The organism is Rhodococcus sp. HNM0563 (assembly GCF_012726195.1).
GTDB lineage: Bacteria > Actinomycetota > Actinomycetes > Mycobacteriales > Mycobacteriaceae > Rhodococcus.
The window spans coordinates 116795-130776 of the sequence record NZ_JAASAF010000010.1 but is presented as its reverse complement, the minus strand read 5'-3'; the positions used below and the strand labels follow the sequence as shown (position 1 = coordinate 130776).

Below are 13982 nucleotides of genomic sequence, written 5' to 3'. Positions count from 1 at the left end.
CGAGACGTGGGTGGTCTCCCCACCCGTCCGGTATGTGTGATTTGATACGGCCGCTGCCACACGGGGGACCGAGCGCTGGTGAGCATTACGCTGAACCTATGAACGATGCCGAGTGGAGGCGACAATGACCGGCCCGAACGAACCGCAGGACCCGAACGGGAACGAGCAGGCCCGCGACCCGTGGGCCCCGCCCCCGTCCGGCGCCGAGACTGCATCGCCGCAGACACCGACGCCGCAGTGGGGTGCCCCGGGAGGCGATGCTGCAGCGCCCACACAACAGTGGGGTGGTGGGGCGCCGACCGGTGACCCGTCCGCAGCGCCCACGCAACAGTGGGGGCAGGAACCGCACCAGCAGTGGGGACAGCAACAACAGCCCGGTCAGGGCGGAGCGTCCGCGTGGGGCGCACCACACGGTGGACAGACCCCACAGTCCAACGACCAGTGGGGTCAGCAGGCCCCGCAGTGGGGTGCCCCTGGCCCTGCGGGCACCGGTCCACAGCCCTGGGGCGCACCCACCACGCCGTCGGCTCAGCCCGGGTGGGGACAGCCCGGACAGCAGCCGGGTCAGATGGGCGGACAGCAGTGGCCCCCGCAGGGACAGCCCGGACAACCCTGGCAGCAGCCGGCCCCCGGGCAGGGAGGTCAACCCGGGTGGGGACAACAGCAACAGCAACCCGGTAGCGGACCGTGGCAGCCGCCGCACAACCCGGACGGAACACCCGGGGGGACTCGCTCGAAGCTGCCGTTGATCCTCGGCGGCGTCGGTGTGCTCGTGGTGGTGATCGCCGTGGTGATCGGGTTCATGACACTCGGCGGCGGTACCACCCTCGATTCCGAGGCCGCGCAGGCCGGCGTGGCGCAGGTTCTCACCGAGTCGTACGGCGCTCAGGAGGTCGGCGACGTGTCCTGCCCGGGTGATCAGAAGGTCGAGGCCGGGGCAAGCTTCGAATGCACCCTCACCGTCGACGGGCAGCACCGGTCGGTGACGTTGACCTTCACCGACGACAACGGCACCTACGAGGTCAGCCGCCCGAACTGACCCTCCCACATCTCGTTCGGATCCCCGCTCACTGCTGCAGCGAGCGGGGATCCGGCACTTCGGGATGTTCTCGGCCGAGGCCATCCCGATGACGGACTTGCGGTGCGGACTACGCTCGCGATTGTGCAATTCGGGCTGATCGGGTGGATTGTGTACAGGTGAGTGTTCATCCCGATACCCCCGACGTGGCAGCCGAGTCGTTCGCGGCCGTCGCCCGACCGGCCGTTCTCGCTGCCGCCCGCCGTATCTCCCCGATCGTGCACCGCACGCCGGTCCTAGCGGCGACGGTGCCCACCCCGACCGGCCCACTCGAGGTGGTGTTCAAGCTCGAATACTTGCAGCACGGCGGGTCGTTCAAGGTGCGCGGCAGCCTCAACGCGGTCGGGCGCGCCCGCGACGACGGCACGCTGCCCGCCGCGGGTGTGCTCATCGCTTCGGGCGGCAACGCTGCGATCGGTGCGGCCTGGGCGGCCCGATACTGGGACACCCCGTGCACCGTCGTCGTCCCCGAGACCGTGCCGCAGGCCAAACTCGACCGGTTGCAGCGGCTCGGCGCGACGGTGCACCGGATGGGTTCGTCCTACGCCGACGCTGCAGCGCACGCCGCCACTCTCGCCGGTGAACTCGGTGCGTTGACGTTGCACGCCTACGACCTCCCGGACATCGTCGCCGGCGCCGGCACCATCGCGCTCGAGCTGGCGGAACAGGTAAGCACGCCCATGGAGTGTCTTGTCGCAGTCGGGGGTGGGGGCCTGGTTGCCGGGATCACCGCGGGTGTCCGCGACACCGACGTGATCCACGGCGTCGAACCGACCGGTGCTGCAGCCCTGCACCATGCGCTGGCCGCGGGAACACCGATCGATATCGAGGTGGACAGCATCGCCGCCGATTCGCTCGGTGCCACCCGCATCGGGAACCTCGCGTGGGCTGCGGCGAGCAGTGGCCGCATCGGCAGTCTCGTCGCCGACGACGCCGCTATCGTCGCCGCGCGACGCTGGTTGTGGGACGAGCTACGCATTGTCGTCGAACACGGCACGGCGGCGGCGCTCGCACCGATTCTGGCCGGGACGGTCACCGAGACAGCGGGCCGAACCCTGTGCGTGGTTCTCTGCGGCGCCAACACCGCGCTCTCCGACCTGGGCTGATCGATCGCCGCGAGCTCAGGCGACATCGAACCGATCCAGGTTCATCACCTTGTCCCAGGCCGCCACGAAATCTCGAACGAACTGGGGCTGCGCGTCGTCGCAGGCGTACACCTCGGCGATACCGCGCAGCTGTGAGTGCGATCCGAAGACGAGATCGACGGCGGTCGCGGTTCCTCGGGACCGGCCGGTGACCCGGTCACGTCCCTCGTAGATGTGCTCCTCGCTGCTCGAGGGGGACCATTCGATATCCATGTCCGTGATGGTCACGAAGAAATCGGTGGTCAACATTCCGGGTCGGTCCGTCAGCACCCCGTGGGACGCTCCGCCGTGAGCGGTGTCGAGCACGCGCATTCCACCGAGCAGCACCGTCATCTCGGGTGCTGTCAAGGTCAGCAGGTTCGCTCGATCGAGGAGCAACCGTTCCGGTGGCTGTTTCTCGCCGGCCCGCAGATAGTTGCGGAATCCGTCCGCCTTCGGTTCGAGCACCGCGAAAGACTCCGCGTCGGTCTGCTCCTGTGTGGCATCGGTGCGTCCCGGTGTGAACGGGACGGTGATGTCGTGTCCGGCCGCGACCGCGGCCTGTTCGACGGCGGCGCATCCGCCGAGGACGATGAGGTCGGCGAGTGAGATCTTCGTGTCCCCGCTCTGCCGGTCGTCGAATTCCTGCCGGATCCGGTCGAGCACCACGATGACCTCCGCCACGGCGGCCGGTTCGTTGACCTCCCAATCTTTCTGCGGGGCGAGTCGCAGCCGAGCTCCGTTGGCGCCGCCGCGCTTGTCGGTGCCGCGGTAGCTCGCCGCGGCCGCCCAGGCCGTGGTGACCAGTTGCCGGATCGACAGCCCCGAGTGGAGGATCATCTGCTTCAATGCGGCGACCTCGTCGTCGCCGACGAGCGGGTGATCGACTGCGGGCACCGGGTCCTGCCACACTTGTGCTTCGGGGATCCGCGGGCCCAGATAGCGAGTGATCGGCCCCATGTCGCGGTGCAGCAGTTTGTACCAGGCCTTACCGAATTCGGTCTCGAGTTCCTCGGGATGATCGAGCCAGCGGCGGGTGATCGGACCGTAGATCTCGTCGAAGCGCAACGATAGATCGGTGGTGAGCATCACCGGCGGATGCCGTTTCGACGGGTCGTGCGCATCGGGCACCGCATCGGTCGCGGCCCCGTCCTTCGGAATCCACTGGAACGCACCGGCAGGACTCGTCGTCTTCTCCCACTCGTAGCGGTAGAGGGTTTCGAGGAACGAGTTGTCCCACAAGGTGGGGGTCGGGGTCCAGGTACCTTCCAGACCGCTGGTGATCGCGTCACCACCGACCCCGGTGCCGTAGGCACTTTTCCAGCCGAGGCCCTGCTGTTCGATGGGGGCGGCTTCGGGTTCGGGGCCGACCAGGTCGGCGGGGCCGGCGCCGTGTGTCTTGCCGACGGTGTGGCCGCCGACGATCAACGCGGCGGTCTCGAGGTCGTTCATTGCCATCCGCCCGAACGTTTCGCGGATATCGACGGCCGCGGCGATCGGGTCCGGGGTGCCGTTGGGGCCTTCGGGATTGACGTAGATCAGTCCCATCTGCACCGCACCGAGCGGACCGGCCAGTTCCCGTTCGCCGCTGTAGCGTTCGTCGCCGAGCCAGGTGTCCTCCGGACCCCAGTACACCTCGTCCGGCTCCCAGATGTCCTCGCGGCCGAACCCGAACCCGAAGGTCGTGAAACCCATCGATTCGTAGGCGCAGTTACCGGCGAAGATGATCAGGTCGGCCCAGGAGATCTTCCTGCCGTACTTCTTCTTGATCGGCCACAGTAACCGTCGCGCCTTGTCGAGACTGGCGTTGTCCGGCCAGCTGTTGAGCGGCGCGAGTCGCTGTGCGCCCTGGCCACCGCCGCCGCGACCGTCGGCGATCCGATAGGTGCCTGCGGCATGCCAGCTCATCCGGATGAACAGGGGACCGTAGTGGCCGTGGTCGGCGGGCCACCACGGTTGCGACGTCGTCATCACCTCGACGATGTCCCGTTCGAGTGCATCGACGTCGAGGGACGCGAACTCGGTCGGATAGTCGAAGTCCACACCCATCGGGTCGGTCGCGGGAGACTGCGGACGGAGCACACTCAGATCGAGTTGGTCGGGCCACCAGTCACGGATCGTGCGGGGTCGGTGCGCTGTCGGTGTGGGGGACGCGATCGCCGGGTTTTCGCTTTCGCTCTTGGACACGGTGCCATTCCTTCCGGTGTTCGGTGAATGGGACGGTGCTCACGGAGAGCTTCGGTGAACGCGGGATCGCCCGTGCCGAGTGGGCTCGCGCGGCCATGAAATGCGCCGCGGTCGATGGTCCGTGAGCGGGTCACCTCTCCATGATGACCCTGTCCTGGGGACGGGGTCCAGACCTCGCGGGGCCCACACGGCTCGGGGCATCGTCACCGAGAATGCTGAGACGCCTGTGCTGCGAGCAGCTGTCCGGCCGGGTCCTACTCCGAGGGATCGTGTCCGTCCGGGGACTGGGCGGTGGCCGCGCGCAGGCGGGTGAGTTCCGTGCGGTTCGTCTCGGCGTCGGCTCGGAGCGCAAACAGTTCGGCACGCAGCGCAGTGGCTTCGGCGCGCAGTTCGTCGCCGCGGTCGCGGGCGGCGGTTTCTGCGGCCCGCGCGGTGGCGGAGGTGACGCGGGCGTCTTCGAGCGCATCGCGGAGCTCGGCGACGCGGGTCCGTTCGAGACCGAGGTCGGATTCGAGGCGGTCGATGGTCGCGGCGTGCCGGTCGGTGTCTGCGCGGGCGCGTTCGGCTGCGGTTTCGGCGCGGGAGAGCCGGTCGCGATGCTCACCGACCTCGGTGCGAAGCCGGTCGCGTTCGATTGTCGCCGCGTCGAGATGTTCGCGTTGTGTGGCGATCGTCGCGTGCAGGCCGTCGACGTTCTGTTCGTACTCGGCGATCGCGGCGGCGTGCTCGTCTCGGTGCCGGCGCAGAACATCGGCGTGCTCGTCATGCAGGCGTGTCAGTTCGTCATGATGCGCGGATTCGAGCGTGCGGATCTGCTCGTCATGCGCGACGCGCGCGTCGGACAGTTCGCGGTCGACGGCCTCGACGGCGGCGTCGGCGTTGTCGCGGTCATCGGTGGCCTGCGTGAGTTGCTCTTTGAGGCGGGCGATCTTCGCGTCGGCGTCGGCCTTGACCTTGGCGAGTTCGGTGGCGGTCCGGTGCAGTTGCGCGTCGAGCGCCCCGGGATCGGTGAGCTTGTCGAGGGCCGCAGTGATCTGGGTGGCGACGGCGGTGTGTTGCTCGATGCTCGCCGCGGTGAGGGTGCGCAGTGCGGTGACCGCGGCGGTGAGGTTCGCTGACGCCTCGATCGGTGTGGCGGGGTCGGTGAGTTCGGCGAGTTGTTCGGCTTCCTTGCGGCGCCGCGCGCGTTCGCGGTGGGCGCGGACCCGATCGGCGGGGGAGTCGTATTTCCGGGGTCGGCCGACGCGCGGTTTTTCGGTTTCTGCGCGTGCCGCGGGGTCCGTATTCGTCGTTTCGCTCATTCGATTCCCTCTCGACCTTCTCCGATCATGAGATAAGCGTACATAACACGAAACGAAATCGGAAATGAAATGTTATTAAATACTAAAAGGGCAGTTAGAAAGGTCTTATCGGTCGATAGGGTTCTGACTATGAACTGTTTCGTTACAACATGAGCACTCACATGCACAATCACGCATGGAAACGCTCTGATCGTCATAATCCCCACTTATGACGATCAGGATTTCGGCGGGGCCGAAAACTGCGCACCCCTCGGGGGAGGGCCTTTCGGCGGGGCCGCGACGCACCGCCGACCGCGCATCCAGGGGTTGCGGACTGGCAGAGACCGTTTTTCGGTAGTCGGTATGCGATCCGGTTGAGAGTGGTTCGTCACTGGCCGTGGTCGCCGGGGGCGTAGCGGTTCCAGGTGCCGCCTGTTCGGCGAGGGGCCGGTGGGCGGTGGTGTCCGGTGAGCACGCGCAGGGCACCGTTGTCGGTGCGGCAGACTCGACAGGCGCCAGGCAAGGGCGGGTTTTCCTCTTGCGTGGCGGTCGGCGGGTCCGGTAGGGCCGTGTGCGGCGGGCGGGCGAGCAAGGGGCGCGCGGGAGCGGGAACCTCGGGAAGGACGTCGGTGGCCCCGGAGGATGTCGACGACGCCGCAGTGTTGCGGTGGGTCAATGAGCCACTTCCCGGCGAGGTAGATGTGATGGCACTGGTATTGCGCAGTAGCAGGAGTCGCCTTGTGTCGACGCCCCATGCGCAGTCGGCTCTGCCGAGTTGAGCTCCCGTGACTTCCAGCCATCTCCGGGCACTCTGGATATCGGAAAGTTGGTCGATGTGCTTGACCAGGTACGCATCCGTCCCGGCGTTGCCCTCGGGGAGGATCATCTGCACGCCAGCTGGGCGGGTGCGTTGCGGAGCACTATTGATATCCGGCCAGTCCGAGACAGAAGCCCGCGCCCACTGTGGCCGAGCAAAGGCACAGCGGGCGCGGGTGAGCTCGACAGTAGGAGTTCAGTTCGGCTGCAACGTCGGCTCAAGCGCCGCTGCTCGCCGCTCGCGGATGAACCACGTCAAGACGGTCGAGGCGAGCAGGACGGCAGCACCGCTTAGGAACGGCGTACGGTAACTGCCGGTCGCGTCATGGAGCACGCCACCGATCAGCACGCCGAGAGCGGCGAACAGCTGGTGGATCAGCCAGGCCGAGCCGAGGATCCCGCCCATGGCAGTACCCCCGAAGCGATCGGCAATCAATCCGGTGGTCAGCGGGATCACCGGGAACGAGGACAATCCGAAGAGAACAACCGCGAGCAGAAGGAACTGGCCGGTGCCGGCAAAGGCGAGCACGAGGAAGCCCACGATGCGGACCAGGTGCAATACCAGCAGGGGGCGGCGCTTGCCCCATAGTTTGGCTGCCCATTGACCGGTGGCCCACATCGAGGCCGCGCTACACACTGCCACCAGTGCCATCAACCATCCGCCGGCAGAGGCCCCGAGTCCCAGCTCCACGGCCAGTTTGGGCATGTGGGTGGTGAACATGTACAGCGAGTAACCGCACCCCGCGAAACTGAGGGCGATCAGCCAGAATTGCGGATCTGCCAGTGCATGCCGAAGACTGGCGGCAGCCGGCGTCGGAGCGGGGGCCTCCTGCGCGTCCAGTCCGATGTCGCCCGGGCTGTTCCGGGCGCCGAACCAAATCGTCGGAGCGACGACAGCGAGCATCACGCACCCGAGAATCGCGAACGCGGCTTGCCATCCGAACGCCGAGATCAGTACTCCCGCGAGCGGCAGAAGAAGAAGTTGGCCTGCGTTGATTCCCATCGAACTGATCGCCAGTGCCTGAGGACGCCGGCGAACGTGCCATCGCGTCACCAGGACTGATGCGGGCATCGAACTGCATCCGGCGAATCCGATCGCGACGACGACTCCGAAGAGGAGAACGAACTGCCAGAACTCGGTGATGGTCGCGAGAAGAAGGTATGCCAGACCCATCAGCGCGGCACTGACGGCCATCACCGCTCGTGGCCCCGACCGGTCGATCAGCCGGCCCATGACCGGTTGGGCCAGCCCCCACATGAGGGTGCTCGCTGCGACGGTGCCGCTCGTGGCTGCGAGTGACCAACCGAAGTGCCCCATCAGCGGTGGAATGAATTGGCCGATCGCCAGATTCAGTCCGAACGCGCCGGTCAACGATATGAACGCCACCGCGGTAATGCGTGTACTCCAGCTGCTGCGCAGCACGAACCCATCCATGAATCCCCCTCAGCTAATGGTTAAGTTTAGTTTTTCCGTTAGTTCAGATATCGCAACACGAGAACTAACGCAAGTCAAACGCAGATACCATTAGGTCTATGACGCGACATCCCACATCCTCCTCGAGATCCACTACGGCCGTGCCGCTGAGCGGGGAACCACTCGCCCTGGAGTTGGTGAACACCACCTACATCGACGGAGGCCGTCGCGGGCATCGCGTCGACGCACTGACCACCACCGATCAGCTCACTGCCTGGGTGGCCGCACATGCCAACCAGCTCAGCCGCGAACTACCTCCCGCCCTTGCCGAACAGGCGTGCACTCCGCGCACCCACGAGCAGTTCCTCTCGCTGCGCGAAGCGCTGCGCAGCTGTCTGCAATCCGTTACTGACGATTCGGTGCCCAGCAGCGACTCCTTCAAGGCCATCAACGAGTTCAGCCGCTACAGTGCATCCCGCCTGGAAATCTCACCTGGGAACCCTGTGGTGGTGACTCGGCACTGGGAAGTCGACGATCCGTGGCTGATTGCGCTCGGTGAGGTCGCGTCCGACGCGTGCAGTCTGCTGATGCCGGATCGGATCGGTTCAGTGCGGGCATGCCCCGCCCCGGGGTGCATCCTCTTCTTCGTCAAGTCCCATCCCCGCCGAGAATGGTGCTCACCGGTGTGCGGAAACCGCGCCAGAGTGGCACGACACGCCCGCACCGGTAGCCGTAGTACCCGAAAATCGGGCGGAAATGCCTGAGCGCACTTCGCCGGTCTGTGGAACCGCGCAGGTGTAGCCGGCGTCCGGGCGGGCGGAAGGTTGTGGGCGAGCACTGTTCGGCGAACCGCGCGACTGTTCATTCGAGACCGAAAACGGTCCGTCGTCGTGGGATTCCGGTAGTAATCGCGACAAACCGGCGGATTACCAGGTCGGGCTAGCGTAGCCACCAGGGTTCCGGACTGGCAGAGACCCTTATTCGAGTAGTCGGTAGTCGATCGGGTTGAGAGCGGTTCGTCACTGGCCGTGGTCGCCGGGGGCGTAGCGGTTCCAGGTGCCGCCTGCCTGGGCGAGGTGCCGGTGGGCGGTGGTGTAGTGGATGCCGAGGGCGTCGGGGACCACCGGGGCAGGTGCTGGGAGCACGAGTTGGCGGACCGCGACGACGCGGCCGCCGCCGATGCTGGGGGGTGCCGTTCTTCGCGGTCTGCTTGCCCAGCGTCTCGGGTCTGAGCGGCTGGCCGTAGAGCAGCAGCAAGATCACCGCGACTCGGACGCGGAGGTCGATCTGCTTGTCGACGGCCGGCAACGCACCGCAGCCCATGAGCAGTTCCCACAGGTGAGCGGCGGCATGCCAGGGTTCGAGTACGCCGGGCGGATCGGCTCGGAAGTGGCCGAGGGTGAACGTGCACCAGGTGTCGAGGTCGTCGGCGCGTGTCCAGGGCGCGGTCCGGCCTGGTCGGCTTCAGCGACGACCGCGACCGCGACCACGTCGATGCCGGCGGACGGTGGTGCCGCGCCGAAGCGCGTCCATGCGGGCGGTGTGGGCATGCGCCCATTGGGCGCGAAGGGTCAGAACGGGGTCGTCGTCGGGTGCTCCCTCATCTCGGCCTCGATCATCGCGCCCAGCTCGTCGGCCAGCGGATCGTGCCTGCCGTTCGGGGTCGGCTGGTTGTCCTCCATCCGCTGCTGGATCAGCGACCACGCCAGGACCAGGAACCGCCCCGACCGTCCCGGCCACACCTGGTCGACGATCTTCTCCGCCAGCGGCGTCGGCTCCACCCACGGCGTCTTCCAGCGATCCGGATCCCGCGATTCGCGTGCCTGCTCGACCAGTCGCAGACTCTCCTGCTCGATCTGCTCCTGTACTTGCGTGACCCGCTGGTACACCTCGTCGGTCACCTGCGAGTACAGCTCCTCGGTCAGCACCCGCGAGCGTTGCCGCTCCCACGCCTGCCGCATCGACGAGACCACGGTCTCGTAGTCCGGTGTCAGACCCGGGTTGTCTAGCCGCCACTGGTCCAGCAGACCCCCGTGGCCGCCGTCCCCGACCGCTTCCTCCACCATCTGTGTCAGCCGGGCTGCCTCCTGCCAGATCAGGCTCTCGCGCTGCTCTGGTGTCAGGTCGGGTCCATCCCGACCCACTCGCCCCAGATCCGCGTCACTTCGCTGTGGATCCTCAGATCGGCGTTGCTCTGCTCTTCCATCGCGTCATCCTCCCTGAAACCAAAAAGTGCTGCTTGATCGTCGTTCTGCCGGGCCATGACCCTCCCCTTGATGCTCGGCTGCCGCCGATGACTCCGTTGGTGCACCACCGACCCTGGTGAGTGCCCCCGCTGCGGCCGTTCGCGTTGTCGAGCATCGTTTCATGCCTCCTTCGTGGTGGTCCGTCAGCGGTCCATGCCGCGGTCGCGGTCACGACGCGGGCCAGTATCGGGGGCATGTCGCCCGGTTCTGTCCGACGCTTGTGGTCGTTGATCCGTTGCCGTGCAGCGTCTTCTTCCGCCAGTTTGTGCAGGGCGGCGTCCGTCGGTGTCGGCCTGCTGGACGCCGTTGGTGCCGAGTCGTGGGTACCTGCCGCCATAGCAGCTGATCTGTGCGGGTCTTTGCTCACCTCCCGTAGGAGCCGATCGCATCCGGATCGACTCGAAACTGCTCGGCCAGCCGCAGAACCGCTGACTGTGGTGTGGAGGTCACGTCATCGGGTACGAAACCCAGCCACGGCAGCGTCACCGGGCGACAGTAAGGCCCAGTCAGTCGACGAACGCCGCGACGGCCGGGCAACGGGTTCTTGCGCAGGCCCGGATTCCGCGCGAGGACGGTCGGGCTTGGGCGACGGCGACCGGCGCAGCCGGTTCGTGTGGAGAACCGGACGACCTCGCCGACGAGATGGGCATCGGATCACGGGGCTCGATGCCGCCAAGCAGACGAGGGCATCACATCGGTAGCAACGCGCGGAGCCCGCCCGTCCCGAGATAGCGGCCCGCCGCCGCTATGCTCACGGCGTGGCACTTCTGTATGCAGCCGAATTATCGCCCACCAAGCCGGAACTGATCGCCGCCTGGCTGCCGTCCGCCGCCTACTACCCGGGAACGGACCCGGTGCTCGAGCAGGTCGGCGCGTACCGCTTCGACGATCCCGACGGTGAAGTCGGGATCGAAATCCATCTGGTACGCGACGCGGACGGGTCCGTCTACCAAGTACCGCTGACCTATCGTGGGGCACCGCTGCCTACAGCGCGGCCGGTGGGCGAGATGGAGCATTCGGTGCTCGGTCACCGCTACATCTACGACGCCACAACCGACCCCGTCTACGTCGAGCAATTACTTGCCACCATCGACGGTGCCGGACGTGAAGCCGCCCAGTTTCTGCACGTCGACGGCACAGCACCGCGGAAGGTCGACAACACTGTGCGTGCCCGGGGCACCGGGTCCGGGTCGGGGGCTGTTCCGACGGTCACCGAGGTACGGACAACCACTACCGGAACCGACACGGTGATCGAGGCAGGAGATACGACTGTGGTGGTGCACCACCATCCGGTTGACACCGAACCGACAGGTCCCGCGCTACTCGGTGAATGGGACACCGGCCGAGCGCTTCTCGCGCACATCCGATAGCCGAGATGCCGGAGCACGGGCGGCAGGAGCCGCACCGTGTCACCGGGGTACTGCCGTGTCAGCCGGCTATCTCGTGCAGACCCGACTGCTCGTCGTCGTTGTCGCCGTTCAGGATGCCCTTCTGCAGCGCTCCGAACACGGCCAGGCCCTGACCGACCATGCCGGAAATGGTGTCATTGACACCTTCCTGACCGTTGAGGATGGTCAGATTGGAGTTGGCCAGGCCCTTCGCGGCGGCCTCCACGATGAGCGGCAACTGCTCGATCAGCGTCTGATCCAGTGCGACACGCCCGTTGGAAGCGGCGGCCTCAGCCAGGATCCGGATCTCCTCGGCCTTCGCCTTGGCCAGGATCTCGGTCTCGCGGGCCTTCGCCTCGGCCGGCTTGATGACCTCGCTCTGCAGTTGCTTCTCCCGCAGCGCCGCCTGTTTGACGGCCAGTTCCGACTGCGCCTCGAGGACCTCACGCTGAGCGGTAGCCTGCGCGAGCGGTCCGGCCTGTGCGGCCTCTGCCTTGGCGCGGTCGGTCTCGGCCTGGATCTCCGATTCCTTGATTGCGGTTTCGCGTGTGTACTCGGCCTGCCGCCGTCGCGATTCCTGCTGTGCTTCAGCGGCGGCCCGATCTGCTTCTGCCTGCGCGATCTTCGCCTCTCGCTCGACCTGCGCGAGGTGCGGTGCGCGCAACGAATCGATGTACCCGGAGCCGCAGTCGTCGATGGACCGGATCTGCATCGAATCCACGATCAGACCCATCCGTCCCATCTCCACATTGGAGCTGTCGAGCACCTGGGAGGCGAGGACTTCACGCTGACGGATGATCTGTTCGACTGTCATCGAACCGATGATGGATCGCAGGTGACCGGCGAAGATCTCCCCGACGGTGCCGGCCATCGCACCTTTCTGCGAAGACAGGAAGCGCTGTGCGGCGTTGACGATCGATTCGTTGTCGTTGCCCACTTTGAATGCGACCACCGCGCTGACCGACAGTTCCACGCCCTGGGTGGTCACACAGGTTTCCTTGATGAGGGCCTCGTGCAGGTCGAGTGACAGGATGTCGGCTTTCCGCAGGACCGGGATCACGAACGCACCCTGACCGGTGACCACACGAAATGGCGCCCCGTCTCCTCCGCGGTTTCCGCCGGAGATGAGCAGGGCCTCGTTGGGTGCGGGCACTCGATAGCCGAACATTCGGACTCCTCTGTGTTGGGTGCTGCTGTGTCAACTACTGTTGGGTCTTTTCTGTCTCACTGGCGACACTCAGGTCCAGCCACGGCTCGACATCGAGCGCGCGGCCACCACGGTCGGCGACCACCAGGACGGTGGACATCCCCGGCAGCGGCTGCGTGGACCACGCGGTGTAGGTTTCGCGGCCACCACGGATCGGCAACTCCACCTGCCCGGGCCCGTCGGTACCGCGGGTGGCCAGCGTGAGTCGTCCGATCTTCCCGATCGGATTCTGGTCGGTCATGCGCGCGCTACTGTCCGGCGAGGGCTGCGGTGAGCGACCCTACGGCCCGTTCCACACCCCACCGCTGCGCGAGCGCGGTCAACGCGTCCGGATCGGCCGGCGACGACGGCAACTCGTCGGACTTGGAACACTGCACCGGCGCGTCGGTGGCGACCCTCACCACCGGCATCGCCACGTCCAGATAGTCGGACGCGGCGGCGAGCTTGCTGCGCACGCCTTTCGCGAGCGACGTCGACTCGTCGAGCGCTGCCGCGCGCACCGCGGCGAGCGACCCGTACTGCATCAGCAATCCGGACGCGGTCTTGTCCCCGATACCTTTGACGCCGGGCAACCCGTCCGACGGGTCGCCGCGCAGCACCGCGAGTTCGGCGTAGCCTGCGCCAGGCCGGTCCAGGGGAACTCCGTACTTCTCCGCGACCAACGCCGGATCGTACAACTCGGCTTTCGCCAGGCCCCGACCCACATACAGCACCCGCACGGGCACGGGGGTGTCGGTGACGACCTGCAGCAGATCGCGGTCGCCGCTGACCACCACCACCGGGTCGGTGCGTTCGGTCGCGGCGAGGGTACCCATCACGTCGTCGGCTTCGAAACCGTCGGCGCCGCCGGTGGCGATGCCTGCGGCAGCGAGAATGTCGAGGATCACCGGGACCTGCCGGCTCAGCGCGGGCGGGACGTCTTCGACGGTGCCGTCGAGAGAGTCGGCGGCGACGCGGTGCGCCTTGTAGCTGGGCACCGCCGCAACCCGAAAGGCGGGCCGCCAATCCAGATCCAGGCAGGCGACCATCCGGGTGGGGCGTTGGCGGCGAATCAACGTCGCGACCATGTCGACGAACCCGCGGATCGCATTGATGGGGGTGCCGTCGGGGCCGGTGAGAGAATCGGGCACGCCGTAGAACGCGCGGAACCACAGGCCGGCGCTGTCGAGCAGCATCAACGACGGTGCCCCGGTGGGCGGCGCGGAAGTGTCGGGTTCGGTCACGGACCTCATCCTGCCATCT

Annotated in this window: 14 protein-coding genes; 4 read left to right on the top strand and 10 right to left on the bottom strand. The window is 66.8% G+C overall.

Going from position 1 to position 13982, the window contains the following annotated elements:
• Positions 1-124: 124 nt before the first annotated feature.
• The gene (locus tag HCA61_RS21505; protein WP_169690227.1) at positions 125-1039 is read left to right on the top strand and encodes a DUF4333 domain-containing protein; all 915 of its coding nucleotides are present in this window, start codon (positions 125-127) and stop codon (positions 1037-1039) included.
• A gap of 185 nt (positions 1040-1224) precedes the next feature.
• On the top strand, positions 1225-2184 hold the full coding sequence (locus HCA61_RS21500) for a serine/threonine dehydratase (protein ID WP_169690297.1): 960 nt from the start codon (positions 1225-1227) through the stop codon (positions 2182-2184).
• A 15-nt stretch (positions 2185-2199) separates the two neighbouring features.
• On the opposite strand, the gene katG is transcribed toward HCA61_RS21500, so the two are convergent.
• The 3 genes from katG to HCA61_RS21485 all read right to left on the bottom strand — a co-directional run bounded on the left by katG (position 2200) and on the right by HCA61_RS21485 (position 7920).
• Positions 2200-4389: a catalase/peroxidase HPI gene (gene katG, locus HCA61_RS21495; protein WP_169690226.1), complete on the bottom strand. Its 2190-nt coding sequence runs from the start codon at positions 4387-4389 to the stop codon at positions 2200-2202.
• Between the two features lie 254 nt (positions 4390-4643).
• Positions 4644-5690, bottom strand: a complete 1047-nt coding sequence (locus HCA61_RS21490) for a hypothetical protein (RefSeq protein WP_169690225.1) — start codon at positions 5688-5690, stop codon at positions 4644-4646.
• A gap of 991 nt (positions 5691-6681) precedes the next feature.
• Positions 6682-7920, bottom strand: a complete 1239-nt coding sequence (locus tag HCA61_RS21485; protein WP_169690224.1) for an MFS transporter — start codon at positions 7918-7920, stop codon at positions 6682-6684.
• Positions 7921-8018: 98 nt separating this feature from the next.
• Here HCA61_RS21485 and HCA61_RS21480 point away from each other — a divergent pair, with 98 nt between their 5' ends.
• The gene (locus HCA61_RS21480) at positions 8019-8663 is read left to right on the top strand and encodes an ABATE domain-containing protein (protein WP_169690223.1); all 645 of its coding nucleotides are present in this window, start codon (positions 8019-8021) and stop codon (positions 8661-8663) included.
• 255 nt (positions 8664-8918) lie between these two features.
• Here HCA61_RS21480 and HCA61_RS26685 read toward each other — a convergent pair whose 3' ends face one another.
• The 4 genes from HCA61_RS26685 to HCA61_RS26680 all read right to left on the bottom strand — a co-directional run bounded on the left by HCA61_RS26685 (position 8919) and on the right by HCA61_RS26680 (position 10631).
• On the bottom strand, positions 8919-9044 hold the full coding sequence (locus HCA61_RS26685; protein ID WP_277352052.1) for a hypothetical protein: 126 nt from the start codon (positions 9042-9044) through the stop codon (positions 8919-8921).
• 426 nt (positions 9045-9470) lie between these two features.
• Positions 9471-10043, bottom strand: coding sequence for a hypothetical protein (locus tag HCA61_RS21475; RefSeq protein WP_169690222.1), 573 nt, complete (start codon positions 10041-10043; stop codon positions 9471-9473).
• Complete coding sequence (locus HCA61_RS21470; RefSeq protein ID WP_169690221.1) at positions 10019-10162, bottom strand: hypothetical protein; 144 nt, start codon at positions 10160-10162, stop codon at positions 10019-10021. The genes HCA61_RS21475 and HCA61_RS21470 overlap by 25 nt, the downstream gene beginning before the upstream one ends.
• A gap of 346 nt (positions 10163-10508) precedes the next feature.
• Positions 10509-10631, bottom strand: coding sequence for a hypothetical protein (locus HCA61_RS26680; protein WP_277352051.1), 123 nt, complete (start codon positions 10629-10631; stop codon positions 10509-10511).
• Between the two features lie 272 nt (positions 10632-10903).
• On the opposite strand from HCA61_RS26680, the gene HCA61_RS21465 reads away from it, so the two are divergent.
• Positions 10904-11515, top strand: coding sequence for a hypothetical protein (locus tag HCA61_RS21465; RefSeq protein ID WP_169690220.1), 612 nt, complete (start codon positions 10904-10906; stop codon positions 11513-11515).
• A 58-nt stretch (positions 11516-11573) separates the two neighbouring features.
• Here the strand turns inward: HCA61_RS21465 and HCA61_RS21460 are convergent, their stop codons facing one another.
• From HCA61_RS21460 to HCA61_RS21450, 3 genes are read right to left on the bottom strand one after another with little or no spacing between them, the layout of a single operon-like run.
• Positions 11574-12701 carry a flotillin family protein gene (locus HCA61_RS21460; RefSeq protein ID WP_169690219.1) on the bottom strand — a complete coding sequence of 376 codons (1128 nt, stop codon included), beginning with the start codon at positions 12699-12701 and terminating at the stop codon, positions 11574-11576.
• Between the two features lie 34 nt (positions 12702-12735).
• A complete protein-coding gene (locus tag HCA61_RS21455) occupies positions 12736-12981 on the bottom strand; it encodes a hypothetical protein (RefSeq protein ID WP_169690218.1) in 246 nt (81 codons plus the stop codon).
• Between the two features lie 7 nt (positions 12982-12988).
• Positions 12989-13972, bottom strand: a complete 984-nt coding sequence (locus HCA61_RS21450; protein WP_169690217.1) for a 5'-3' exonuclease — start codon at positions 13970-13972, stop codon at positions 12989-12991.
• Between the last annotated feature and the right edge of the window lie 10 nt (positions 13973-13982).